Origin of the sequence: Enterobacter asburiae (genome assembly GCF_024599655.1) — a bacterium.
Lineage (GTDB): Bacteria > Pseudomonadota > Gammaproteobacteria > Enterobacterales > Enterobacteriaceae > Enterobacter > Enterobacter asburiae_D.
The window spans coordinates 1980971-2006654 of record NZ_CP102247.1 but is presented as its reverse complement, the minus strand read 5'-3'; the positions used below and the strand labels follow the sequence as shown (position 1 = coordinate 2006654).

The 25684-nt window shown below is 54.7% G+C and carries 26 protein-coding genes; 12 read left to right on the top strand and 14 right to left on the bottom strand.

Going from position 1 to position 25684, the window contains the following annotated elements; translation table 11 throughout:
* Window positions 1-111: 111 nt before the first annotated feature.
* The 3 genes from NQ230_RS09475 to mgrB all read right to left on the bottom strand — a co-directional run bounded on the left by NQ230_RS09475 (window position 112) and on the right by mgrB (window position 1631).
* A complete protein-coding gene (locus NQ230_RS09475; protein WP_257260903.1) occupies window positions 112-1101 on the bottom strand; it encodes an MBL fold metallo-hydrolase in 990 nt (329 codons plus the stop codon).
* A gap of 21 nt (window positions 1102-1122) precedes the next feature.
* Window positions 1123-1413 (bottom strand): YebO family protein, encoded by a 291-nt coding sequence (locus NQ230_RS09470; protein ID WP_252030281.1) that lies wholly within the window; start codon window positions 1411-1413, stop codon window positions 1123-1125.
* 74 nt (window positions 1414-1487) lie between these two features.
* Window positions 1488-1631, bottom strand: a complete 144-nt coding sequence (gene mgrB / locus NQ230_RS09465; protein ID WP_006175995.1) for a PhoP/PhoQ regulatory lipoprotein MgrB — start codon at window positions 1629-1631, stop codon at window positions 1488-1490.
* 160 nt (window positions 1632-1791) lie between these two features.
* On the opposite strand from mgrB, the gene NQ230_RS09460 reads away from it, so the two are divergent.
* Complete coding sequence (locus NQ230_RS09460; RefSeq protein ID WP_121424153.1) at window positions 1792-2031, top strand: YobH family protein; 240 nt, start codon at window positions 1792-1794, stop codon at window positions 2029-2031.
* Between the two features lie 66 nt (window positions 2032-2097).
* Here the strand turns inward: NQ230_RS09460 and kdgR are convergent, their stop codons facing one another.
* Complete coding sequence (gene kdgR / locus NQ230_RS09455) at window positions 2098-2889, bottom strand: DNA-binding transcriptional regulator KdgR (RefSeq protein ID WP_023312208.1); 792 nt, start codon at window positions 2887-2889, stop codon at window positions 2098-2100.
* A 179-nt stretch (window positions 2890-3068) separates the two neighbouring features.
* Between kdgR and NQ230_RS09450 the strand changes: the two genes are divergently transcribed.
* Window positions 3069-4442, top strand: coding sequence for an MFS transporter (locus tag NQ230_RS09450; RefSeq protein WP_193941516.1), 1374 nt, complete (start codon window positions 3069-3071; stop codon window positions 4440-4442).
* A 50-nt stretch (window positions 4443-4492) separates the two neighbouring features.
* On the opposite strand, the gene htpX is transcribed toward NQ230_RS09450, so the two are convergent.
* The 4 genes from htpX to msrC all read right to left on the bottom strand — a co-directional run bounded on the left by htpX (window position 4493) and on the right by msrC (window position 8916).
* Entirely contained in the window at window positions 4493-5374 is an 882-nt protein-coding gene (gene htpX, locus NQ230_RS09445) for a protease HtpX (protein WP_014884290.1), read from the bottom strand.
* A gap of 193 nt (window positions 5375-5567) precedes the next feature.
* Complete coding sequence (gene prc, locus NQ230_RS09440) at window positions 5568-7616, bottom strand: carboxy terminal-processing peptidase (protein WP_257260898.1); 2049 nt, start codon at window positions 7614-7616, stop codon at window positions 5568-5570.
* 19 nt (window positions 7617-7635) lie between these two features.
* Window positions 7636-8322 (bottom strand): RNA chaperone ProQ, encoded by a 687-nt coding sequence (gene proQ / locus NQ230_RS09435; protein WP_219323062.1) that lies wholly within the window; start codon window positions 8320-8322, stop codon window positions 7636-7638.
* A 96-nt stretch (window positions 8323-8418) separates the two neighbouring features.
* Entirely contained in the window at window positions 8419-8916 is a 498-nt protein-coding gene (gene msrC, locus NQ230_RS09430) for a free L-methionine (R)-S-oxide reductase MsrC (RefSeq protein ID WP_008500476.1), read from the bottom strand.
* Window positions 8917-9048: 132 nt separating this feature from the next.
* On the opposite strand from msrC, the gene yebS reads away from it, so the two are divergent.
* From yebS to NQ230_RS09410, 4 genes are all read left to right on the top strand, one after another.
* Complete coding sequence (gene yebS / locus NQ230_RS09425) at window positions 9049-10332, top strand: membrane integrity lipid transport subunit YebS (RefSeq protein ID WP_121424161.1); 1284 nt, start codon at window positions 9049-9051, stop codon at window positions 10330-10332.
* Window positions 10301-12934: a PqiB family protein gene (locus tag NQ230_RS09420; protein ID WP_213822410.1), complete on the top strand. Its 2634-nt coding sequence runs from the start codon at window positions 10301-10303 to the stop codon at window positions 12932-12934. Before yebS ends, NQ230_RS09420 begins: the two co-directional genes overlap by 32 nt.
* A gap of 122 nt (window positions 12935-13056) precedes the next feature.
* On the top strand, window positions 13057-14454 hold the full coding sequence (gene rsmF, locus NQ230_RS09415) for a 16S rRNA (cytosine(1407)-C(5))-methyltransferase RsmF (protein WP_371745453.1): 1398 nt from the start codon (window positions 13057-13059) through the stop codon (window positions 14452-14454).
* Window positions 14455-14559: 105 nt separating this feature from the next.
* Complete coding sequence (locus NQ230_RS09410; protein WP_008500472.1) at window positions 14560-14799, top strand: YebV family protein; 240 nt, start codon at window positions 14560-14562, stop codon at window positions 14797-14799.
* Window positions 14800-14833: 34 nt separating this feature from the next.
* Here the strand turns inward: NQ230_RS09410 and pphA are convergent, their stop codons facing one another.
* Window positions 14834-15478 (bottom strand): protein-serine/threonine phosphatase, encoded by a 645-nt coding sequence (gene pphA / locus NQ230_RS09405; protein ID WP_257260892.1) that lies wholly within the window; start codon window positions 15476-15478, stop codon window positions 14834-14836.
* Between the two features lie 168 nt (window positions 15479-15646).
* Between pphA and NQ230_RS09400 the strand changes: the two genes are divergently transcribed.
* Together NQ230_RS09400 and NQ230_RS09395 are read left to right on the top strand one after the other, a co-directional pair.
* Window positions 15647-16588, top strand: coding sequence for a VirK/YbjX family protein (locus NQ230_RS09400; RefSeq protein ID WP_193941508.1), 942 nt, complete (start codon window positions 15647-15649; stop codon window positions 16586-16588).
* 174 nt (window positions 16589-16762) lie between these two features.
* Window positions 16763-17659, top strand: coding sequence for a glycosyltransferase family 17 protein (locus tag NQ230_RS09395; RefSeq protein WP_257260891.1), 897 nt, complete (start codon window positions 16763-16765; stop codon window positions 17657-17659).
* A gap of 440 nt (window positions 17660-18099) precedes the next feature.
* Here NQ230_RS09395 and NQ230_RS09390 read toward each other — a convergent pair whose 3' ends face one another.
* From NQ230_RS09390 to yobA, 3 genes are read right to left on the bottom strand one after another with little or no spacing between them, the layout of a single operon-like run.
* Window positions 18100-18438 (bottom strand): YebY family protein, encoded by a 339-nt coding sequence (locus NQ230_RS09390; protein WP_159514425.1) that lies wholly within the window; start codon window positions 18436-18438, stop codon window positions 18100-18102.
* Window positions 18439-18454: 16 nt separating this feature from the next.
* A complete protein-coding gene (copD, locus tag NQ230_RS09385; RefSeq protein WP_257260889.1) occupies window positions 18455-19324 on the bottom strand; it encodes a copper homeostasis membrane protein CopD in 870 nt (289 codons plus the stop codon).
* Between the two features lies 1 nt (window position 19325).
* Window positions 19326-19697, bottom strand: a complete 372-nt coding sequence (gene yobA, locus NQ230_RS09380; RefSeq protein WP_257260887.1) for a CopC domain-containing protein YobA — start codon at window positions 19695-19697, stop codon at window positions 19326-19328.
* Window positions 19698-19834: 137 nt separating this feature from the next.
* Between yobA and NQ230_RS09375 the strand changes: the two genes are divergently transcribed.
* From NQ230_RS09375 to exoX, 3 genes are all read left to right on the top strand, one after another.
* Window positions 19835-20065, top strand: a complete 231-nt coding sequence (locus NQ230_RS09375; protein ID WP_013096102.1) for a DNA polymerase III subunit theta — start codon at window positions 19835-19837, stop codon at window positions 20063-20065.
* A 110-nt stretch (window positions 20066-20175) separates the two neighbouring features.
* Window positions 20176-20826 carry a carbon-nitrogen hydrolase family protein gene (locus NQ230_RS09370; protein WP_121424177.1) on the top strand — a complete coding sequence of 217 codons (651 nt, stop codon included), beginning with the start codon at window positions 20176-20178 and terminating at the stop codon, window positions 20824-20826.
* 24 nt (window positions 20827-20850) lie between these two features.
* Window positions 20851-21513 (top strand): exodeoxyribonuclease X, encoded by a 663-nt coding sequence (exoX, locus tag NQ230_RS09365; RefSeq protein ID WP_010432611.1) that lies wholly within the window; start codon window positions 20851-20853, stop codon window positions 21511-21513.
* Here exoX and ptrB read toward each other — a convergent pair.
* A complete protein-coding gene (gene ptrB / locus NQ230_RS09360) occupies window positions 21510-23570 on the bottom strand; it encodes an oligopeptidase B (RefSeq protein ID WP_257260884.1) in 2061 nt (686 codons plus the stop codon). The two genes, exoX and ptrB, sit on opposite strands and share 4 nt — an antisense overlap.
* Window positions 23571-23655: 85 nt before the next feature.
* Window positions 23656-24303 (bottom strand): tellurite resistance TerB family protein, encoded by a 648-nt coding sequence (locus NQ230_RS09355; RefSeq protein WP_023312225.1) that lies wholly within the window; start codon window positions 24301-24303, stop codon window positions 23656-23658.
* A gap of 170 nt (window positions 24304-24473) precedes the next feature.
* Between NQ230_RS09355 and purT the strand changes: the two genes are divergently transcribed.
* The gene (purT, locus tag NQ230_RS09350; protein ID WP_159514430.1) at window positions 24474-25652 is read left to right on the top strand and encodes a formate-dependent phosphoribosylglycinamide formyltransferase; all 1179 of its coding nucleotides are present in this window, start codon (window positions 24474-24476) and stop codon (window positions 25650-25652) included.
* Window positions 25653-25684: the final 32 nt, after the last annotated feature.

Below are 25684 nucleotides of genomic sequence, written 5' to 3'. Positions count from 1 at the left end.
GAAATTTTTATGAACCTGCATCAAAAGAAGGCAAGCAAAACGTTTCGATAAAAATAAAACATTCCTGAGTGCGTTTACATCAAGAATATATGCAACAATTAATCGCTTCGTTTATAAGGATAAATATTCGCCAATTTTCAGTATCCTGAAAGAATGATTAACTGGTGCTAAATTATCTAGCGCGTCAGTTAACTCCCGCACAGGTTCATCCAGGGCTTCATCTGCCAGTTCAAACACGCCCCAGTGAATGGGAAACGCCAGCGGACAACCCAACTGCTGCCACAATGCCACCGCGGATTGCGGATCCATATGATGGACAGCCATGAACCATCGTGGGGCATAGGCACCTATCGGTAACGCGGCAGCATCGATATGGCCCAGGCGTTGAGGTATCAACAGCAGCTCGGGCGAATACCCCGTATCGCCGCTGAACCAGAAACGATGATGTCGACCTTCCATAACCCAGCCGCACCATAATGAGCGATTGCGGTTCCATGGCGTGCGCATACTCCAGTGCTGTGCCGGTACGGCGGTCAGCGTCATCCCCTGCCAGGTGAAACTCTGCCACCAGTCGAGCTCAACCACGCGTTTTGCCCCCCGGCGGCGAAACCAGTCGGCCAGGCCCAGCGGAACAAAAAAACTGACGTCGGGGAAGCGCTTGAGGATACGGCGAATGGTCGCGTCATCAAGATGATCGTAATGATTATGGGAGATGACGACCGCATCAAGCTGAAGCAGTTGATCGACTGACAGCGCGGGAGGCGTTTTACGCTGTGGTCCCAGGAAAGGGAGCGGAGAAGCGCGCCGTGAAAACACCGGATCGGTAAGGATGATATTGCCGTCCAGCTGCAGCAACACACTCGCGTGTCCGAGCCACCACACCCCATCTTCATGAGATTGCGTAAGCTCAACCGGTTGCCACCACTGGTGGATAAAGTCTTCATAACCCAGCGCGGGCGGCTTCGGTAAACCGGCCTCTTTACGCGCTTTACGCCAGCGGTCAAGATCGCCGGGTTGATGTCCGACAGGATCGGTATTACGAAAACCGTTCGGGGTGTGATGTTTCAGGGAGGGGTCATACCAGGGATTTTTCCAGACCACAGCCACCTCCCAGACAAAAGATTAACGCTCAGCCACCAGGCGGATAAAGTCGTCTTCGTCTTTGTTATCTTCAGCGACCGGGTCTTTCGGCGCGTCTTTCTCTTCCGGTTCGTTAGCCTCACATAGACGGCGAAGCAGCGCATTCTGACGTTTTTGCTGATCGAGCAGCGCTTCCAGCAGTTCAATCTGCTCGTTAGTACGGGAACTGGCGCGGTTCACGAAAAACCAAATGACCAGCCCCACCAGCAGAACAACCAAAGAAATCATCAGGGATGCTATATTCAGCAGCCCTGAATTCAGTAACTCACCCATTTCACCACCTCAATAAAAACGTCTATTTTACCACTGGCGCGAAGGAAGGAAATCACCTTGAGAAAAAATGCGTGTTACCACGGAATAAATTTATTGATTGCGCAAACGCCGCTAAAAAACTGTACATCCTGATCGCACATCACATTGATCGTCTGCGTCCATAACACCACGCACGCTATCAGCACGATAATCAGAATTACCCAGCGTATTTTTTTCACTCCACACTCCGTCTAAAGACCTGATGTAACGAGGTTATCACGCTTATCTTAAACAAGGACTAACTGTGCCTCCATCGCGCTTTTTTCAGATTCCTGCACTTGTTTCGCCGCGTAAACCGTTTACGCTAGCATTATGATAACAACGATAAAAGAGGAAATGATGCGGTTAATCATTCGAACAATTGTTGCACTGGCCATTGTCTGGATTGGCCTTCTGCTAACGGGTTATGGCGTGCTTGTGGGAAGCACCGAGAACGCAGCCGGGTTAGGAATTCAGTGTAAATATTTAACGGCACAGGGCGTGAGCACTGCGCAATATCTGCATACTGAAAGCGGGATCGTGGGCTTAACCCACTGTCCGGTCCTGCGTAAGACATCCGTCGTGATTGATAATGGTTAATCAGCCGGGTAAATGACCGACAAAAAACGCCGCATCTGTTGCGGCGTTTTTTTATGGGAACAGAGATTAGAACGGGTAGTCGTGATACCCCATCTGTTCAGAAATCTTACGTGCGGCAGTGTGCAGAATAGCCACATACTCATGCAGACGCTCTTCGGAGAAGCGTAAGGTTGGGAAGGAGATACTTAAGCCCGCGATCACCACGCCAAAACGGTCAAACACCGGAACGCCGATGCAGCGCAGCCCTTCTTCCTGCTCTTCGTTATCTTCGCCATACCCCTGCTCGCGTACGCGATCGAGCACCGTTAACAGCGCGTCCGTGCTGGTAATGGTTCGTGAGGTACTTTGCTTGTATTCCACGCCTTCGAGGATCTGCTTCACTTCCTCACGATCGCGCCACGCCAGCAGAACCTTACCAATGGCGGTACTGTAGAGCGGGTTGCGACGACCAATGCGCGAATACATGCGCAGATTGTACATGGAGTCGATTTTATGGATGTAAACAATGCTGTCTTCATCCAGCGCGCCGAGATGGATGGTCTCTTTGGTCAGGCGAGAGATTTCACGCATCTGAATATCGGCGCTGCGGATCAGGTCAACATTTTGTAGCGCACGGGCACCCAGCTCAAACAGCTTCAGCGTCAGAGAGTATTTTTCAGATTCGCCTTCCTGGGCAACGTAGCCCAGCGACTTCATGGTTTGCAAAAAGCGATAAACGGTGCTTTTTGACATCATCACGCGCTGCGACAACTCTGTAATACCTATTTCACGCTCTTCTCCCAGCGCCTGTAAGATGCCAAACACCTTCAGCACGGAAGAAACAGAATCTGGCTGTTTATCCAAATCCGCAATAGCCATTTACCACCTCATAGAGAGTGTTTTATAAAAATCAGAACCGGTTTTTATTATAAGTTCCCGTCATGTCACCTGCAATCAATCCGCGTTTACTTCGTTACAAATCTGCGACATATCGCGGCTGTAACAATGCTAAAATAGTTACCCTGAGAATAATTTCACGCTGAGCTTTTTTAATCCTAATGGAAAAGACCCTTTCCGATGGCCTGCCTTTACCCCAGCGGTATGGCGCTATAGCAACCATCATTATCGGTATCTCAATGGCCGTCCTTGACGGCGCAATCGCGAACGTCGCCCTGCCAACCATCGCCAGCGACCTGCACGCCTCTCCCGCCAGTTCGATATGGATTGTTAACGCCTATCAGATTGCGATTGTGGTTTCCCTGCTCTCGTTCTCTTTCCTGGGCGATATGTTCGGTTACCGTCGGGTGTATCAGTGCGGTCTGGTGGTTTTCACCTTCACGTCCTTGCTATGCGCCCTTTCAGATTCACTGCATACCCTGACGCTTGCCCGCATTGCGCAGGGGTTTGGCGGCGCGGCGCTGATGAGCGTAAACACGGCGTTGATCCGCTTAATTTATCCGCAGCGTCATCTGGGGCGCGGCATGGGGATAAACTCGTTTATTGTCGCCGTCTCTTCCGCCGCCGGGCCTACCATTGCGGCGGCGATCCTTTCCGTTGCGTCATGGCAATGGCTGTTCGCCATTAACGTGCCGCTGGGTATCATCGCCATCTTCTTTGCTCTGCGCTTTCTTCCCGCTAACGGGCCTAAAAGCACCATGCCGCGCTTCGACGTGGCGAGTGCGGTGATGAATGCCCTGACCTTTGGCCTGCTGATTACGGCGCTGAGCGGCTTTGCGCAGGGACAGTCTCTGATGCTTACCGGCGCGGAGCTCGTCGCCCTGCTGGCGATCGGTTTCTTCTTTGTTCGCCGCCAGCTCACACTCCCTGTGCCCTTACTGCCGGTCGATCTGCTGCGTATTCCCCTCTTTTCCCTCTCCATTTGCACGTCAGTCTGCTCGTTCTGCGCCCAAATGCTGGCTCTGGTTTCTCTGCCCTTCTTTCTGCAGGGCGTGCTGGGACGTTCAGAAGTGGAGACCGGCCTGCTGTTAACTCCCTGGCCGCTGGCGACAATGGTGATGGCGCCGCTGGCAGGTTACCTGATTGAACGCGTCCATGCCGGTTTATTGGGAGCACTGGGGCTGGCGGTTATGGCGACAGGCCTTTTCGCGCTGGCTCTGCTGCCGTCATCGCCAACCGATCTGGACATCATCTGGCGTATGATCCTGTGCGGCGCAGGGTTTGGCCTGTTCCAGTCCCCTAACAATCACACTATTATCACCTCCGCGCCGCGCCATCGCAGCGGAGGTGCAAGCGGCATGCTGGGGACCGCGCGCCTTCTGGGGCAAAGCAGCGGTGCGGCGCTGGTCGCCCTGATGTTTAACCTCGCCGGACAAAACGGCAACCATGTTGCGCTTCTCACCGCGGGTGCCCTTGCCTCTCTCGCGGCGGTCGTCAGCGGCCTTCGCGTGACCCAGCCCAGGGTTCAGGCATAAAAAAAGCCGGGCGGAGAGTTCTCCTGCCCGGCTTATTAGGGTTCTTAGCGTTACTTCAGGTATTCCCCACTGCGCAGCGCTTCGATACGTTTATCCAGCGGCGGGTGAGACATAAACAGCTCGCTCAGCGATTTGGACTTACCGTTAATGCAGAAGGCCATCATGCTGTTCGCTTCCTGCGGCTCGTAGCTGGTTTTCAGACGCTGCAGCGCGGCAATCATCTTCTCACGACCAACCAGTTTCGCCGAGCCGGCATCCGCGTGGAATTCACGGTGGCGGGAGAACCACATGGTGATGATGCTGGCCAAAATACCGAATACCAGTTCCAGAACCATCGAAACGGCGAAGTAGATCAGCGGATTGCCGTTGCTCTCTTCACCTTCGTCGCGGTTGCCACCCATAAAGCCTGCCGCAATCTGCGCCAGAATACGGGAGATGAAGATCACGAAGGTGTTCACCACGCCCTGAATCAGGGTCATGGTCACCATGTCACCGTTGGCGATATGGCTGATTTCGTGGGCAATAACCGCTTCGGCTTCGTCACGGCTCATGTTCTGCAGCAATCCGGTGCTGACGGCAACCAGTGACGCATCGCGACGGGCGCCCGTGGCGAAAGCGTTGATGTCCGGGGCATGATAAATCGCCACCTGCGGCATGGCGATCCCGGCCTGACGGGATTGCTGAGCCACCGTATTCATCAGCCACTGTTCCATATCGTTACGAGGCTGTTCAATAACCTCACCGCCCACCGACTTCAGTGCCATCCACTTCGACATCAGCAGGGAGATGAACGAGCCACCAAAACCAAACAGCAGCGCCATAATCAACAGACCCTGAACGCTGCTCGACTGAATTCCTGTCAGGCTTAGCACGAGCCCGAAAACCACCATGACCGCCAGGTTGGTGAGCAGGAAGAGCGCGATTCGCATCATAATTTTCTTTTTACCTCAGTTTAACAAAACGCACTATGCGATAACCCACATCGTATGGGTATTGCGGCTATTTTCAAGCATCCGGCGGGCGTAAGTCACCAGAAAGACACAACTTTACACAATTGGAAATCTGGCTGACGGAAGGATGAAGAACAAAAAGAAACAGGCACAATTTCTTGTGCCTGTTGGGAGATTATTTTGCCGGAGCGGGCTGTACGGCAGGTTTCTCTTTTTCCTGATTCGCCAGGTCGAGAGCGATATGCACCGTCTCGTCCAGATACGGATCCGGCTCATGGTAATCTTTTGGCAGATCGTCCAGTTTTTTGAGCAGAGGCTTACCTTCACGCTTGAAGCGATCGTTGATACGCGCCAGGCGGGTTGCATCGTCTTCGTTGTTCTCTTTCTCACGCTGTGCGTAGTTCAGAGAAACGATATTCCGCTTATCTTTCAGGGCATTGAACCGTGCAATGTCCTTCATGATGTACTGGAACTCCGGATCTTTCGCGATGCGGTCGTTATGCGCTTTCAGCAGTTCAGGGCCAAATTGCGTCATATCACCCGCTTTCACGTAGGTCGCAGCATTGATGCTGTCCCACGGCAACGCGTTATCTTCAAACTTCTCGCCGGTTTCCGTCTCTTCCGTGCCTGTCGGCATCATAATGTCCGGCGTTACGCCCTTACGCTGCGTACTGCCGCCGTTCACGCGGTAGAATTTCTGAATGGTGTACTGAACCGAGCCCAGTGCAGGCCATTCCGGACGCAGCATTTGATCGTAAATACGATTCAGAGAGCGATACTGCTGAACGGTGCCTTTCCCGAAGGTTGGCTCACCGACGATCAGCGCGCGGCCATAGTCCTGCATTGCAGCGGCAAAGATCTCAGACGCGGAGGCACTGAAGCGGTCAACGAGGACCACCAGCGGGCCTTTGTAGTAGACCACACCGTCGTTGTCGGCATCTTCACGCACTTTACCGTTGTTATCGCGCACCTGAACCACAGGACCCGATGGAATGAACAGACCCGAGAGTGAAACCGCTTCAGTCAGCGCACCGCCGCCGTTACTGCGCAGGTCGATGATAATGCTGCTGACGTTCTGCTTTTCAAGCTTCTGCAGCTGAACTTTCACATCGTCAGTCAGCCCTACGTAGAAGCCAGGAATATCCAGAACACCGACCTTCTCTTTACCCACGGTTTTCACCGACATTTTCACCGCGCGGTCTTCAAGACGGATACGCTCGCGGGTCAGAGTAACGATACGGGTTTTGGTGCCTTTTCCTGCCGGGAGAACTTCCAGACGAACCTTGCTGCCTTTCGGACCTTTGATCAGCGCAACCACGTCATCAAGGCGCCAGCCGATCACGTCGACCATGTTCTGGCCGGTTTGCCCTACACCCACAATGCGATCGCCTACGCTAATCGCTTTGCTTTTGGATGCCGGGCCACCCGCGACCATCGAATTGATCACTGTGTAATCATCGTCCATCTGCAGCACCGCACCGATACCTTCCAGAGACAGGCTCATCTCGGTATTGAACTGTTCGGTGTTGCGCGGAGAGAGATAGTTGGTGTGCGGATCGATTTCGTGAGCAAAGGCGGTCATGGCCAGCGAGAAGACATCCTCACTGTTGGTCTGGGCCAGACGACGAATGGCGAATTTGTAACGACGCGTCAGCGTGTCACGGATCTCTTTTTCGTCTTTGCCGGTCAGCTTCAGACTCAGTTCGTCGTATTTAACTTTACCGTCCCACAGTGCATTCAACTCGGCTTCATCTTTCGGCCAGGGTGCTTTACTGCGATCCAGATTAAAGGTGTCAGTGCCGGTGAAGTCCATCGGACGTTCCAGCACTTTCAGCGCGTACTGATAGCGTTCGAAACGGCGCTTTTGCGACAGGTTGTAGAGATCGTAGAACAGATCCAGCTTGCCTGAACGCAACTCGTTACCCACCTCGGATTTGCGCTTAGCGAACTGCTCGACATCGCTGGCGAGCAAAACGTTATGGCTGTAATCCAGCAAGTTCAGATAGCGGTCAAAGATTTTGGCCGAAAAGGCCTGATCGAGATCGAACTGACGATAGTGCGAGCGGGTAAAACGTGAGGTCACGCGCTCGCTCACCGTCGCGTGCTGCGTCTCTTCCTTGAGTACCGGAATTTGATCAACACGCGTGATATCGTCCACTGCAAAAGCGTGACCTGTTATAGCAAACAGGCCCGCCAGCGCGGTGAGCTTAAAAAAAGTGTTCATGCCAGGCTTGGCCTCCGTTTCAGAACAACAAGTGTTCTGCGCGTACAATCATTGACATACCAGAAGTCAGCTGTACACGAACGCCATCTTTGGTGATTTCCATTACGGTGGCGTCCATAGCATTGTTACCCGCTTTTACCTTCAGCGCCTGACCTACGCTCAGAGCGTTAATGTCAGAAACCGGCGTATGGCGCGGCTCTTCGCGAGGGGCACGCGGGGCTTTTGCTGCTGGTTTGTCTGCACGCGGTTTGCGATCGTTATTATCGTGACGGCGCGGCGCAGGGCGTGGTTTACGCTCACGACGAGGCGCTTCTTCCTGGCCGTTTGCCGCTGCGGCTTCGCGTTTTTTCGCCTGCTGTTCTGCACGTTGTGCCTGAACGCGTGCTTTGGCTTCTTCAAGCTGCTTGCGCGCGTGCTCAACGTGCTGCTCGTCCAGCTCACCACACGGGTTGCCGTCGAGATCCACGCGGGTCGCGCCAGCTTTGATACCGTACAGGTAACGCCAGCTCGAAGTATAAAGACGTAAGGCGGAACGCAGCTGAGTTTTGCTGAGGTTCATTTCCCCTTCAACACGCGCCACCAGATCCTGAAAAATACCGACTTTCAGGGGACGAGCTTCACCTTCCGCGCTGAAGCACTGCGGGAAACGCTCGGCCAGAAATGCGATAACTTCTTTACTGCTATTCAACTTAGGTTGATTTTCCATGAAATTTCCTGATTACAACGGACGTTGCCAACAAGCGCAGGCATGAACAGGCGTCATTATAATGACGCTATCAGTAAATGCTACGTTATCCGTTGATTATCCTGCGACGCTCGCAAAGAATTTTTGATAATCGGTTGCAGCGAGTACGTTTTCCAGATTAGCCACCAGCTCGCGCAGCCCCTGTTCGTCCTCGGTTGTAAAGCGACTGAAGACCGTGCTGTCGATATCCAGAACGCCAATAATCTGATTTTTGACCACCAGCGGCAGAACGATTTCAGAGTTACTGGCGGCATCACAGGCAATGTGCCCGTCAAACGCATGAACGTCTTCCACACGCTGGACCTGATTCTCGGCCACCGCCGTGCCGCATACGCCGCGCCCTACCGGTATACGCACGCAGGCCAGTTTGCCCTGGAACGGGCCAAGCACCAGCGTTTCACCTTCCAGGAGGTAAAAGCCGGCCCAGTTCACGTCAGAGAGACGTTCAAACAGCAATGCGCTAGTATTTGCCAGAGTGGCTAAGAAGCTGGTCTCACCCGCCATCAATGCCTTAAAATCGCGGTTCAGATCCGCGTAGAATTCTGTTTTGTTCATTATTCAATCACTTAGTTGTCTTACAAATTTACCGCATAGCCTATTAAAATAAGCATTAAATGCGCTCATGCTCAAGATGAATCCGTTCATGAGTTATTATAACTTTCAACAATACTTATTTGTGCGCAGCTGATGGCCTTAAAAACAACCAAAATTACGCCGACAAGAAAGATAACTGTCCATACGGTAAGCGAAGCTTTGCCACGTGCACATTATCAGCGTTGCCCCCAGTGCGATACGCTTTTTATGTTGCCGAAGATGAAATCGCACCAAAGTGCCTTTTGTCCCCGATGCGACGCCAAAATTCGTGATGGTCGCGACTGGTCGCTAACCCGACTCGCCGCCATGGCCGTCACCATGCTGCTGCTGATGCCCTTCGCCTGGAGCGAACCGCTGCTGAAACTCTACCTGCTTGGGGTACGCATTGACGCCAACGTGCTGCAGGGTATCTGGCAGATGACCCGTCAGGGCGATCCCATTACCGCTGCCATGGTGCTGTTCTGCACCGTTGGCGCACCGCTGGTGCTGGTCGCCGCCATTGCCTATCTTTGGTTTGGCAATATTCTCGGCATGAACCTTCGCCCGGTGCTGTTGATGCTGGACAAGCTCAAAGAGTGGGTGATGCTGGATATTTATCTTGTGGGCGTGGGCGTTGCGTCAATAAAGGTACAGGACTACGCCTTTTTGCAGCCCGGCATCGGGCTCTTTGCTTTCATCTGCCTGGTATTGCTGAGCATCCTGACGCTGATCCACCTGAACGTTGAGCAGCTCTGGGAACGGTTTTACCCTCAGCGCCCCGCCACGCGTCCCGATGACAATCTGCGCGTCTGTCTGGGATGCCACTATACCGGCTTGCCCGACGCGCGAGGACGCTGCCCGCGGTGCCACATTCCGTTGAGACTGCGGCGCAACAACAGCCTGCAAAAATGCTGGGCCGCGCTGATCGCCTCCCTGGTGTTTCTGATCCCAGCCAATATGCTGCCGATTTCCATCATTTACGTGAATGGCGGGCGTCAGGAGGATACTATACTCTCCGGGATTATCTCCCTTGCGCACAGCAACGTCGGGGTTGCGGCGATCGTCTTTATTGCCAGTATCCTGGTTCCCTTTACCAAAGTGGTGGTGATGTTTACCCTGCTCATCAGCATTCACTTTAAGTGTGAACAAGGCTTACGAACCCGCATTCTGCTGCTGCGGTTCGTCACCTGGATTGGCCGCTGGTCAATGTTAGATCTGTTCGTGATTTCGCTGATGATGTCGCTCATCAATCGCGACCAGCTACTTGCTTTTACAATGGGACCCGCGGCTTTTTATTTCGGCTCTGCGGTGATATTGACTATTCTTGCTGTGGAATGGCTGGATAGCCGCTTACTTTGGGATGCACATGAGTCAGGAAACCCCCGCTTCGCCGACTGAAGCGAGAATTAAAACAAAACGCCGCATTTCGCCATTCTGGTTGCTGCCCGTCATCGCCCTGATGATTGCAGGCTGGCTTATCTGGACGAGCTATGAAGATCGCGGGAGTACCGTCACCATTGATTTCCAGACCGCCGACGGCATCGTCGCCGGGCGAACGCCCGTTCGCTTCCAGGGCGTTGAAGTGGGTACGGTTCAGGACATCTCCCTTGGAAAAGGGCTGAACAAGATTCAGGTGCGGGTCAGTATTAAATCTGACATGCAGGATGCCCTGCGCAGCGAAACGCAGTTCTGGCTGGTGACGCCGAAAGCCTCTCTGGCCGGCGTGTCCGGGCTGGATGCGCTCGTGGGCGGTAACTATATCGGCATGATGCCGGGCAAAGGCGAGCCGCAGGATCACTTTGTTGCCCTGGATACACAGCCCAAGTACCGCCTCAATAACGGCGATTTAATGATCCATCTGCAGGCCCCGGATCTCGGTTCTCTGAACAGCGGTTCGCTGGTCTATTTCCGCAAAATCCCGGTTGGCCGCGTATACGATTACGCGATCAACCCGAATAAACAGGGCGTCACCATCGACGTGCTGATCGAGCGCCGTTTCACCAATCTGGTGAAAAAAGGCAGCCGCTTCTGGAACGTCTCCGGCGTGGATGCTGACCTCAGCCTGAGCGGTGCGAAAGTGAAGCTGGAGAGTCTGGCCGCGCTGGTGAATGGCGCCATTGCCTTTGACTCCCCGGAAAACTCAAGCCCTGCCACCGCTGATGATTCATTTGGATTGTATGCTGACCTGGCGCACAGCCAGCGCGGCGTGATCGTCAAACTCGCCCTGCCCGATGCTAAAGGGCTAAAAGCGGGTTCAACGCCGCTGATGTATCAGGGATTGCAGGTTGGTCAGCTCACCAAAATGACGCTCAACCCGGGCGGTTCGGTCACCGGCGAAATGACTGTCGACCCGAGCGTGGTCGATCTCCTGCGCGAGAAAACGCGCATCGAAATGCGCAGTCCGAAGCTCTCTCTGAACGATGCCAGCCTCAGCACGCTGTTGACCGGAAATACGTTTGAGCTCATCCCCGGCGAAGGTGAGCCCAGCAATAGCTTCGTGATTGCCCCGGCAGATAAAGCCCTGCTGCAAAAGCCGGGCGTGGTGACGGTCACGCTGAATGCGCCAGAAAGTTACGGTATCGAAGCCGGACAGCCGTTAATTTTACACGGCGTGCAGGTCGGTCAGGTGCTGGAGCGTAAGCTCTCGGCGGATGGCGTGACGTTCTCGGTCGCCATCGATCCGCAGTACAGCGACCTGGTGCACGGTGACAGCAAATTCGTGGTGAACAGTCGCGTCGACGTGAAGGTGGGTCTGGACGGCGTGGAGTTCCTCGGTGCCAGCGCCAGCGAATGGGTTAACGGCGGTATCCGCATTCTGCCCGGCGATAAAGGCCCCGTGCGCGACAGCTATCCGCTGTATGCCAACCTGGAGAAAGCGGTTGAAAACAGCCTGAGCGATCTTCCTACCACCACGCTGACGCTAAGCGCCGAGACGCTGCCGGACGTACAGGCGGGATCTGTGGTGCTGTATCGCAAGTTTGAAGTCGGGGAAGTGATCACCGTTCGCCCGCGTGCGGACGCGTTCGATATCGAACTGCATATCAAGCCGGAGTATCGCAAGCTGCTGACGCCAAACAGCGTCTTCTGGGCCGAAGGCGGCGCGAAAGTTCAGCTTAACGGTAACGGGCTGACCGTGCAGGCCTCCCCGCTCTCACGCGCGCTGCGCGGGGCGATTAGCTTCGATAACCTCAGCGGCGCGGGCGCGAATCTGCGTAAAGGTGATAAGCGTATTCTCTTCCCGTCCGAAACCGCCGCACGTGCCGTGGGTGGACAGATTACCCTGCACGCGTTTGATGCCGGTAAGCTGGCGGAAGGCATGCCAATCCGCTATCTGGGTATTGATATCGGGCAGATCCAGAAGCTGACGCTTATTACCTCGCGTAACGAGGTGCAGGCTACCGCCGTGCTTTACCCGGAATATGTGCAGACCTTTGCCCGGATGGGTTCGCGCTTCTCGGTGGTCACGCCGCAGATCTCGGCCGCGGGCGTTGAGCATCTCGACACCATCCTGCAGCCGTACATCAACGTTGAGCCAGGCCAGGGCAATGCCCGTCGTGATTTTGAGCTGCAGGAAGCCACGATCACCGACTCGCGCTACCTTGGCGGCCTGAGCATCGTGGTGGAAGTGCCGGAAGCGGGCTCGCTGAGCATCGGCACCCCGGTACTGTTCCGCGGTATTGAAGTGGGTACGGTCACGGGCCTGACGCTCGGTACGCTCTCCGACCGCGTGATGGTGGCGTTGCGTATCAGCGAACGCTATCAGCACCTGGTACGTAATAACTCGGTATTCTGGCTGGCATCCGGCTATTCGCTGGACTTTGGCCTGACGGGAGGTGTGGTGAAAACCGGCACCTTCAACCAGTTCATTCGCGGCGGTATCGCGTTTGCCACGCCGCCAGGAACGCCGCTGGCGCCAAAAGCGCAGCCGGGTAAACACTTCCTGCTGCTCGAAAGCGAACCGAAAGAGTGGCGTGAATGGGGAACCGCCCTGCCGCGTTAATCCGACAGGCTCCGGTGTCAACGCACCGGAGCCTTTATGTTACACTGCGCGCCTGAACTTTTCCCTGTGGTGTGCCCGTGGCTCAAAACTCCGTATTTCTTCCTGAACAATTCCTGGCGCAGATGCGCGAGGCGCTTCCTTCTCACCTGTCGTTAGACGATTTTATCGCCGCCTGCCAGCGTCCGTTACGCCGAAGCATTCGCGTCAACACGCTGAAAATCAGCGTCGATGATTTTCTGGCGCTGGTCTCGCCGTACGGCTGGCAGCTTACGCCGGTACCGTGGTGCGCCGAGGGGTTCTGGATAGAACGCGATGATGAAGCTTCACTGCCGCTGGGCAGTACCGCTGAACATCTGAGCGGTCTGTTCTATATTCAGGAAGCCAGCTCGATGCTGCCGGTTGCTGCCCTGTTTGCCGATGGCAACGCGCCTGAGCGCGTGATGGATGTTGCGGCGGCGCCCGGCTCAAAAACCACGCAAATTGCCGCCCGGATGGGTAATCACGGGGCGATCCTCGCCAACGAGTTTTCCGCCAGCCGCGTGAAGGTGCTGCATGCCAACATCAGCCGCTGCGGTATTCATAATGTTGCCCTGACGCACTTCGACGGACGCGTGTTTGGCGCCGCCTTACCGGAAGCCTTCGATGCCATTCTGCTGGACGCCCCCTGCTCCGGCGAAGGGGTGGTGCGTAAAGATCCCGATGCATTAAAGAACTGGTCCGTGGAAAGCAACCTTGAGATCGCCGCCACGCAGCGAGAGCTGATCGAGAGCGCCTTTCACGCGTTGCGCCCTGGCGGCACGCTGGTCTATTCAACGTGTACCCTAAACCGCGATGAAAACGAAGACGTCTGTCTGTGGCTGAAAGCGCAGTATCCGGAAGCAGCCGAGTTTCTGCCGCTTAACGATCTGTTTGCCTCGGCACAAGAGGCGGTAACCCCCGAGGGTTTCCTTCACGTGTTCCCGCAGATTTACGACTGCGAAGGGTTCTTTGTGGCGCGTCTGCGTAAAACGCAGGCGGTTGCTCCCCTACCCGCACCTAAATTCAAGGTCGGCAACTTCCCGTTTGCCCCCCTTAAAGGTCGCGATGCAGCGCAGCTTGAAGCTGCAGCCAAAAAGGTTGGGCTGGTCTGGGATGAGAGCCTGCATCTCTGGGTGCGTGATAAAGAGATATGGCTGTTCCCGGCTGAGATCGAACCGCTCATCGGAAAGGTCCGTTTTTCGCGAATCGGGATCCGCCTGGCGGAAGTGCATAACAAAGGGTATCGCTGGCAGCATGAGGCCGTTATCGCCCTTGCCGGACGCGAGAATACCTTTGCCCTGACGCATCAGGAAGCCGAAGAGTGGTACCGTGGTCGCGATGTCTATCCGGACAGCGCGCCATCAGGTGATGAAGTGATAGTGACGTATCAGGGATACCCGCTGGGCCTGGCAAAAAAGGTTGGCTCAAGGCTGAAAAACAGCTATCCGCGCGAGCTGGTTCGGGACGGCCGTTTGTTTACCGGTAACGATCGCACGGACTAAAAAAAGCGCATTTTTTTACTGGCGATTTTGCTCTCCTTGTCTACGATCAAAAATGGGTGACCGCACTGGTCATACCAGATTTTGACAACCGACCCGGAGAGCACTATGACGAAAACCAGCGTGCGTATTGGCGCTTTTGAAATCGACGACGCAGAGCTGCGCGGCGAAGCACAAGGCGATCGAACGTTAAGTATTCCCTGCAAATCCGACCCGGATTTGTGCATGCAGCTCGATGCATGGGATGCAGACACCAGCGTCCCGGCAATACTTGATGGCGAACATTCTGTCCTTTACCGTGAGCATTACGATAGCAAAACCGATGCCTGGGTCATGCGTCTTGCCTGACCTAAAGAGAACCCGCCCGAAGGCGGGTTATTTATTACTGCAGCTTCGCCAGCGTAAAGTAACCGTCAAAAACAGCCCCCGTATCAATGTAGTGGAGATTATTAAAATCATACCTTCTGTCGAGGGGCGTATGGCCAAACCAAAAATGATCCGCGCCGCTGATGCCCTGCCCTTTGCCCACCATAAATCCCATCAGTCTGTCGCGGTTCCATAAGACGCGCTGGGCGCTAACCGGTTTTTGCCATTGGTATTCCGCAGCCGGATAATCAGCATGGGCAATTACATTCAGACCGTTCGCACAGGTTATCTCGATGATATGCGGTAATTCCCGACAGGCCTCGAGTAACGACAGCGTAAGCTGTTGCTGGTCACGTTCAAGCTGCGAAAACCATATTCCGCCATTCATCGTCCAGAGCGAAAAATCGTTATTATCCAGACTGTCGAGAGCCATTTGCTCATGGTTGCCCCGCACGGCGCGAAACCATTTTTCATGAATTAACTGCAGGCATTTCACGCTATCAGGGCCACGATCGATCATATCCCCGACAGAAATAAGCAAATCCTCATACGGGTTAAAGTGACGACGTTTAAGCTCCTCCATAAGCCACTGGTAACAACCGTGTATATCGCTGACAACCCAGACGTGACGCCACATCCCACCTTCAATTCGCTGATACATAGGACCTCCTTTTAACAGTATAGCCACCGCAGAAAAGGCAACAGACAGGCGCGGTCCGCACGAAGTGAAACAAACGGTAAACCAAACGGAAATAAAGATCCTCGCGCTATTAATCCCTTTTTATTGGCTCTTTAGAATAAGGGTAGAAAAAAAAAGAGGGGTCTTCACGTGTCTAATACGCACCTGCATAACGATGTTTTTTATCCGCATCGCACAAATATTATTTCCGAGCTGGTGAACGGCAAACGCGTGCCGGGGCCAATCTGGCGGAAACGCGAATATCGCCTGAAGTTCCTTTTACGCTCGCTCCTGTTCTGGTCTTCTACCCATCGCATGCTGGAAGCCCTTTCCGGGCGCGACGATTTCGACAGGCTGTTGGCCTCACAGATTACGTTGCCCAGCAAGACCCACCGGCAGTATCTGATGCGCGGCCTGACGCCTAACGATCGCGCCGACGCTATCGTTAACCATTACTACTGGGTTGATAGCCTGAAAGAGAGCAGTCTCGCTCAGGCCCTGACCAGCCCACAGGAGCAAACCGTCGTACGGTTCCACGCTAAAGACGGTGTAACCTATACGGTCAATGCATCCTCTGCGGGGAAAGCCGAGCGCGAGGGCGAAAGCACCTTGTGGCTACGCGACAACGAGGATACGCTGCTGGCCAGCCTGACCTTCAGCGTCGCGCGCAGCAATGGTCAGCAAGTGATGGTCATCGGCGGGCTTCAGGGACCTCGTCGCTGCGTATCGCGAGACGTCATTAAACAGGCCACCCGCGCCTGCCACGGCCTGTTCCCTAAACGGGTGTTGATGGAAGTCCTCTTCCAGCTGGCTGCGCACTCCTCTGTCCGGGCGATTTTTGCCGTCAGCGACGAGGGACACGTTTTCCGCGCGTTGCGATATCGCCTGAGCAAAGGCCGCCATTTCCATGCAAGCTACGATGAGTTTTGGGGATCTCTGGACGGTAAAAAGCTTTCGGCCTTCTGCTGGCAGCTGCCGCTGCAAATGGAGCGTAAATCCCTGGAAGAGATTGCCAGTAAAAAACGTGCCGAATACCGCCGTCGCTTTGAGCTGCTCGATGAAATAGAGGCATCCGTTAAGTCCCACTTTTAAGCCCGGCTGGCGTTTTCGCTCACTGCGTAGTGGATGCATTCTGTTTAAAAGAGGAATGATAAAGCAGCCCACTATTGCACAGGGCGAGGGCGCTCAGTTAGCATTGCGCGAAATGAAACTGACGAATGCGTTGGGAAAAGCGCAATGCGGGCGCAAAAATGAGGGACTTCGGTAATGATCTATGACTGCTTCTTATATTACGATGAAGATATGCTTCTCGAAATCAGGCTAAACACGCTAGCGGACGTTGTCGATCGCTTCGTTATCGTTGAGTCAACGCATACCTTTACCGGTAAAAAGAGGCAGCTGCATTTTGACATAAATAAATACAGTCAATTTAAAGATAAAATTATCTACATTGTTCATGATAAAGAACCGATTACGAAAGCCGCTGAAGAATCACATCCGGCTCGGGAGGTCATTCCGGGTCTGCCAGACGGCATGGTAGTGGATGCGTGGGCAAATGAAGCCGCGCAGAGGAATGCGATCATGCAGGGTTTGACGCAGGCCAACGATGATGATTTGATTTTAGTTTCCGACGTGGATGAGATATTTTCCCCTCGGGTGGTCGCATCGATAAATCCCAAAAAGCTGTGCACTACTATTTATCAGAATTTCTATAATTATCAGTTTAACCTGCAGGTTTTTAATACTGACAACACGCCAAGAAAATGTAAATTACCGAGAGCCACCCAATATAAAAATCTCGTTAATTTCTTTGGCGGTGAACCTGAATCATTCAGGAATCTTAAACGCACCCGAAGCGTCAAAAGCTGGTCCTGGCTAAAATGGAACTGGTTCAAGGTTAACAACAGCATCATTGAAAATGGTGGCTGGCATTTCTCATGGGTGATGACACCTGAGCGCATCTCAGAAAAAATGTCTACCATTTCCCATACTGAATACGATCTTCCTGAGTTTAACAACCCGGAACACATCATGAAGGTCATTAAAAATGCGGAAGATATCTGGGGACGCGACAGGACGTTAACCAGGCAAGCGCTGACGGTTGAAAACTTTCCGGAGTACATTGTCCGCAACAAAGACAAATTCAGCGCGTTCATTATTTAACTTACGGGCTGCCCTTTTGCTGGCCAGAAGACTTTTGCTCAGCGATCGCTCGGACACAAAATTTTAACAAAGATCCCAAAAAACCCTGGACGCACGCGGTCCTGAGTATGTTATGGTTTAGACAGGATATGGAATGTTCGAGAAAGTTTCGGGTGATTTCGAGTCAACACCGAACAATGGTTTGAAAAACATACAGATAAAAAGAGACCGAATACGATTCCTGTATTCGGTCCAGGGAAATGGCTCTTGGGAGAGAGCCGTGCGCTAAAAGTTGGCATTAATGCAGGCTAAGTCGCCTTGCCTTTTAAGAATAGATGACGACGCCAGGTTTTCCAGTCCACAGCTAAAGCGGTCGGAAAAAAAGCGCCAGAGCATCATAAAATGTGAAAAACCGCAGTGCTTTCGCCAGCATCTGCGGTTTTTTATTGGAAACCTGAGCGTTAGCAGAGCTTGTCGGCGCGCTCGATAAACGGTGCCAGGCTCATTTTTTGTCCCGGATGCGCCGGGTCATCGATCTGAATAATGCTAATCGGCTGGCCGCTGCTCTTACCGCTGGCTACCTGCTGCTCTGCGGTATCATTTAACGGGTATTGCACCAGCGTGCTCGGGTTGATCGCATACAGCGCATGGCCCGGACGGCAGGTCAGCATCACCTCTTCGCGATTGAACGCCCATTTGTCCTTACCCACTTCAAAACGGCTAACGGTGATAACCTGCGGCGCGGCAATCGCGCTCCCCGTGCAGGCCAGCAATATGAGAGAAAGTACTGTCTTTTTCATATGATATTTAACCTTGTCAGAAGGGTTCCCAGGTGGCGAACAGACTGACCGTTGCCAGTACCAGCGCTCCCAGCACCACTTCTGCCTGTGTCATCCTGATAAAAATCTGTTGTGCTCGCCCGGTCTCCGGACGAAACCGTGGCACCAGAAAATACCGATTTGCCAGCGCAATTACCACCATCAACGCCACCAGCGCACATTTGAACAACAAAAACCGCACGTAGCCAGCCTGCCAGGGAATATGGACGCCCAGTATCATGAGCGTATTTATCACGCCGGTGAGCAGCACGCCCGCGACGGCGTAATGCCCCACGCGCGAGAATCGCATCATGGTAAAGATGGCGGCATTCTGCCACCGCCCTTTCGCCAGCCGCATGCAGAACAGCAGAGGCAGTAATCCGCCAAGCCAGGTTGCGGCACAGATCAGGTGAAAAGCATAATTAAGACGCTGCAACGCCCCCATAGGACCGTCGTTCATCGCCGCATGCCCAACCCCAGCCAGCAGGATAAGCTGGCCCATTGCAAGCAGCAGCAGCCGCGAACCTTTCAGCGGCGCAAGCCATGCCGCACCGACCGTTATCGCCGCGAGGATCATTTGCCACAGCCAGACGCCACCAAACCGGGTCCCCATCACGCTGAACCAGACCTGCGGAGCAAACACATCCCCCCAGCCGTTACCCATCAATCCACCCTGCAGCATATACATCAGGAATGCTGCCGCCAGGCCCACTAAGGCAGCCACTTTCTGCTGCGACTGGAATCGCCGGGACATCAGACGGTGGAGAGAAGAAGGCGCAAACCAGACGCTGTAAAGCGCATTGCCAAAAACCAGCATCAGCGCCCCAAAATGGATAAAGCGTATCCCGATATAACACAGCGCCAGCATGCTACTTCACGCTAAAGTGATAGCTGCCTTTGGTTTTATGGCCGTCTACGGAGACCACGTGCCAGTCCACCTGGTAAGTCCCTGACGCCAGCGTTTGTTCCAGCGGAACGGTGAGCTGAGCCTTGTTCTTTTCGTCTCGCGCGGCGGTTCCGGTTTTGATGACCTGCTTTTGCGCATCCGTTACTACCACACCGCTAAACCCAGGTTCGATACCTTCCGAAAAATTCAGCGTAAGTGCCTGCGGTGCGGTCACTACGCTGTCTGCTGCCGGGACCTGCTGTGTAAGATGTGCATGTGCCAGCACGGAGGGCGTCATCATTGTCAAGGCCACAAAAACCAGTGCGCATACCGCGCGGGAGGCGGAGAAACCCATCGCAATCATTCCTTTTTGTTATGTCTGTAAGCTAAAGAATAACGCTGTATAATAAACGAGTCGAGGATCATCCTGCCTCCGCTTGTCATCTTCGTGCAATCGCGGTAACGTTGCCGCCGCATAAAAAGGAGAAGGTAATGAAGATCAATCTAGCCGCCCTTCCGCAGGACGAGATGGATAAAGTGAATGTCGATCTCGCTGCCGCTGGCGTCGCGTTTAAAGAGCGTTACAACATGCCCATCGTGGCTGAAGTCGTGGAACGGGAACAACCCGCCCATCTGCGCGACTGGTTTCGCGAAAGATTAATCGCCCACCGTCTCGCCTCGGTTAACCTCTCCCGTTTACCGTACGAGCCAAAAGTTAAATAAGCTTAACGAGTCGTTACACTTCCTTACGCGGAATCTGGCAGGATAAGAAAACCCTGATAAATTTAGGTGTATTCTTAAATCTCTGCGACTCAGTGTATAAGGAAGTCACGATGTCACATTGGAATATAGCGGCAGCCCAGTATGGCGGTCAGCACCAGAGCGTGGATGACCATGTTACGCACCACCTGCGCTTCATCTCCGAAGCAGCACGGCAGCGGTGTGATTTGCTGGTCTTCCCTGAACTCTCATTAACGGGCTCAGGCGCGCCGACGCTACCTCCCCCGCCCGATGACGCGCAGCTGGAACCGCTGCTTAACGCAGCACATTTTTACCAAATTACCGTTATTGCCGGAATTCCCCTGGAGCGGAATGGTCAGCGCCAGAAAGGCCTCGCGCTGTTTACGCCCGCTCGCCACCGCATCCTTTGCTACCCGCAAGGTCACGGTGCCAGCCTGGTGCCGGGGGATAAACACCTTACCATCATTGATGCGCATGGCGATTCCCCCAATCTCGATCCCAGGGCCACGCTTGTCACCAGTTGCCAGTCAGTAAGGGATAACCGCTGGCGGCAGTCCATCGGTACCCTGCAGCGCTTCGCGCATAAATATGCCATTGCGGTACTGATGGCAAACGCCTGCGGCGGCAGCGCGCTGTGGGATGAAAAAGGCCAGCTGATCGTGCGCGCGGATAAAGGCGAGCTTCTGGTGACCGGTACGCTCAGCAGACGGGGTTGGCAAGGCGATATCATTCCTTTAGGCTAGGCGTTTTAAGCTCAGGAGTTTTCAATGCTGCGCGTCATCGATACCGAAACTTGCGATCTTCAGGGCGGAATTGTGGAAGTGGCCTCTGTCGACGTGGTTGACGGTAAAATCGTCAACCCAATGAGCCATCTGGTGCGTCCCGATCGCCCCATCAGCCCTCAGGCGATGGCTATCCATCGCATTACCGAATCGATGGTGGCAGACAAGCCGTGGATCGAAGAGATTATTCCGCACTACTACGGTAGCCCATGGTACGTCGCGCATAACGCCAGCTTTGACCGCCGGGTGTTACCTGAGATGCCGGGTGAATGGATTTGTACCATGAAGCTGGCGCGTCGTCTCTGGCCGGGGATTAAATACAGCAACATGGCGCTGTACAAGTCCCGTAAGCTCAGCGTCCGTACCCCTGAGGGGCTTCACCATCACCGCGCCCTGTATGACTGCTATATCACCGCCGCGCTGCTGATTGATATTATGAATATCTCTGGCTGGACGCCGGATGACATGGCAACCATCACCGGACGCCCCGCGCTACTGACCACGTTTACCTTTGGGAAATATCGCGGAAAGCCGGTGTCCGAAGTGGCGGATAAAGACCCGGGCTATTTGCGCTGGCTGTATAACAACCTCGACAGAATGAGCCCGGAACTGCGCTTAACGCTGAAACATTATCTGGGCGACGCTTAGCGCTCCGCACGGCCTGGCAGCGTGTCCTGCGCCAGGCCTATCAGGAAGGCATATTCCAGGGCAACCCCTTCGTACGATTTAAACCGTCCCGATTTCCCCCCGTGCCCGGAATCCATATCGGTACACAGCAGCAGCAGGTTGTCATCGGTTTTCAACTCCCGCAGCTTTGCCACCCATTTTGCCGGCTCCCAGTATTGCACCTGAGAATCATGCAAGCCGGTGGTGACCAGCATATGCGGGTAGGCTTTCGTCTCCACGTTATCGTACGGGCTGTACTCTTTCATATATCGGTAGTACATCTCATCCTGCGGATTCCCCCACTCCTCAAACTCCCCGGTGGTAAGTGGGATGGATTCATCGAGCATGGTCGTGACCACATCGACAAACGGAACCTGCGCGACAATCCCCTTAAAGCGATCGGGACGCTGGTTGATCGCCGCCCCCATCAGCATGCCGCCCGCGCTGCCCCCCATCCCAAAGCAGAGCTGCGGATCCCCGTAGCCCTGCTCTATCAGCGCATCGCAGACGTCGAGGTAGTCATTGAAGGTGTTTTTCTTTTTCAGGAATTTCCCGTCTTCATACCAGTGTTGTCCCAGCTCACCGCCGCCGCGAATATGGGCGATGGCGAAAACAAAACCGCGATCGAGCAGGCTTAACCGGCTGCTGCTGAAATCGGCGTCCATGCTTGAGCCATACGAGCCGTAGCCGTACACCAGGATCGGGTTTTTGCCTTTCTGGAAATGCGCCCGATGGTAAACGAGAGAGACCGGCACCTCTACGCCATCACGAGCGGTGACCCACAGGTGCTCGCTGCGGTAGTTTTCGGATTCAAACCCTTTTACCTCGGTCTGTTTAATCACCTGGCGCTGCCCGGTATCCATATTAAGCTCAAACAGGGTGTCCGGCGTGGTCATGGATGAGTAGCCGTAGCGCAACCGCGACGATTCGGGTTCAGGGTTGAAACCAATCCACGTCACGTAGGCCGGGTCATCGAACGCAATCCCCACCACTTCCCGGGTCTTACGGTTGATTTGCCGGATACTGGTCAGCCCGCGCTGACGCTCTTCCACCACCAGCCAGTCGGTAAACAGGGTGAACCCTTCCAGCATCACCTGATCCCGCGCGGGGATAAGCACCTCCCACTTGCGCTCATCGCGCACTTTGGTTTTATAGAGACCAAAGTTTTTGCCCTCGCGATTGGAGCGCAAATAAAAGCTGTGCTGGAAGTGATCCAGGCTGTACTCGTGATCCTTGCGGCGCGGCAGGAAACAGAGCGGCTGGGCATCGGGCAGTTCGGCATCCAGCAGCAGAACTTCCGAGGTCGTCGCGCTGGAAAGGAAGATAATCACATAGTGGCGCGAGGAGGTTTTATGCAGGCTGACATAAAACGTTTCGTCTTTCTCTTCATAAACCAGCTCGTCGTCAGCGGAGTCCGTTCCCACCGTATGTCGCCACACCTGATAAGGCAGCAGCGTCGACGCGTGCTTTTTGACGTAGTAAACCGTCTCGGAATCATTCGCCCAGACAAAATCCGGGGAGACGTTTTCCAGCATTTCCGGATACCAGTTGCCGGTGTCCAGATTGCGAAACCGCAGGCCGTACTGGCGACGGGAGAGATAATCCTCCGCCAGCGCCATTACCGCGTTGTCAGGCGAAATGGACATGCCGCCCAGGGTATAAAACTCGCTGTGGGCGGCACGCTGGTTGGCATCCAGCAGAATATCCCACTCATCCCATTCAGCGCTTAACACCGACTGACGCTGGTAGATGGGATACTCATTGCCGGGCTCGTAGATGTGGCGATAGCGATAGCCGTTTTTGGTCCAGGGCGCGGAGATATCGTGCTGAGGAATACGCTGCACCATTTCATTCAGCAACTGGTCCTGAAGCGTCTGCTGGCTGGACATGACCTTGCGACCATAGTCGTTTTCCTCGTGCAGGTAGTCGAGTACCTCTGGCCGGGAGCGCGAATCGTCCCGCAGCCAGTAATAGTTGTCTATACGCGTATCGCCATGCGTGGTGATCGCATAAGGAGTACGTCGGGCTTTCGGTGGCATGTCATCATTCTTTTAAGTTTTACACCCTATAAGGTTGGCAAAACCCACGCATGATGCAAGCGAAACCGCGTCGCGACGGCGACGGCTATCCCTGTAACGCCTGTTTTTGCTCCCGGATATCCCGCTCAATGCCCTCGCGCACGTCCTGAGGGATCTTTAACGCATCGCCCAGGGCGTTAAGGTAGCTGCGCTCCATAAAGTGATCGATATCGATGGCGGCGCAGCTGAGGAAATAGAGCTCCAGCGCCTCTTCCTCATTTTTCACACTTTGCGCAAGACGCTGCGGCTCGAGAGGCTGTTCTATCGCCTGCGCCACCAGCACTCTTCCCTTCTCTTCGACCCCGGCTTCGCGCAGCTGCTGCTCGATCGCCGAACGTTCTTTATCATCAATATGCCCGTCACTTTTCGCGGCAAAAACCAGCGCAAGAATGAGCCGTTCGGTACGCAGATCCAGCGGCGAGGTGTGCTCGCCATAATGCGGCTCATCGCTGTGCGCGGTCCGTACCCTGTCCTTGTATTTATTCCACAGCACGGTGCCCGCGATAGCGCCGCCGCCGGCCAGCAGCGCGCCTGTGCCATACTTTGCCAGCAGCTTGCGTGAGGATTTATTCGCGACCAGCAGGCCAGCCAGTCCGCCGAGCGCCCCGGGTACCAGCAGCTTGCTAAGGTCCCGCTCGCCAGACGATGTTTTCTGCCCTAACAGGGATTGCAGTTGATTTAACCAGCCAGACATGGTTTCCCTCACTTAACGGTGAACATGTTCCACAGCGTAAGCGAGCGGGCGTCAGGAAACGTCTGGTCGGGCTAAAGAAGCGCAAATTTCTGCCCCCTCGTTTAGCCCTGCACAAGACAGACGCAAACGTTTTCGTTTATACTGCGCGCAACTTTTTTAGGGGGATTGTTATGATTCGTTTAGGAACTGCGCTGCGACCTGCGGCGACGCGAGTGATGCTGTTGGGATCGGGCGAGCTGGGGAAAGAGGTCGCCATTGAGTGCCAGCGTTTAGGTGTGGAAGTCATTGCCGTAGACCGTTACGCCGACGCACCCGCCATGCACGTCGCCCACCGTTCTTATGTGATTAACATGCTGGATGGCGATGCCCTTCGCGAACTGATTACGCGCGAGAAACCCGATTTTGTCGTACCGGAAATTGAAGCCATTGCCACCGATACGCTGATCGCCCTCGAGCAGGAAGGCCAGCGCGTGGTGCCCTGCGCGAAAGCCGCAAAGCTGACCATGAACCGCGAAGGCATTCGTCGCCTGGCGGCGGAAGAGCTGGGGTTGCCCACCTCGAGCTACCGTTTTGCGGGCGATAAGGCCGCATTCCTGAAGGCCGTCGAGGAGATTGGCTACCCGTGCATCGTTAAGCCGGTGATGAGTTCCTCCGGAAAAGGACAGAGCTTTATTCGCGACAGCAGCACCCTGGATAACGCGTGGGATTATGCCCAGCAGGGTGGCCGTGCCGGAGCCGGTCGCGTCATCGTCGAAGGCGTCGTAAAGTTTGATTTCGAAATCACCCTTCTGACCGTCAGCGCCGTTGACGGGGTCCATTTCTGCGACCCGATTGGCCACCGTCAGGAGGATGGCGATTACCGCGAATCCTGGCAGCCGCAGCAGATGAGCGCCCTGGCGCTGGAGCGTGCTCAGGAGATCGCCCGTAAAACCGTACTCGCGCTGGGCGGCTATGGCCTGTTCGGCGTGGAGCTGTTTGTGTGCGGTGATGAGGTGATTTTCAGCGAAGTCTCCCCTCGTCCGCATGACACCGGCATGGTCACGCTAATTTCGCAGGATCTCTCCGAGTTCGCCCTGCACGTGCGCGCATTCCTCGGCCTGCCCGTCGGCGGTATCCGTCAGTATGGCCCGGCAGCCTCGGCGGTGATCCTGCCGCAGTTAACCAGCCAGAACGTCACGTTTGATAACGTCGACGGGGCGGTGGGTGTCGGATTGCAGGTACGTTTGTTCGGCAAGCCGGAGATCGACGGAACCCGCCGTCTTGGCGTGGCATTAGCCACCGGGGATAACGTTGACGACGCCGTGGCGAGAGCGAAAGCGGCCGCTGCGAGCGTCAAGGTTGCAGGATAAAAAAACGGGCCGTAAGGCCCGTTTTTCATGCG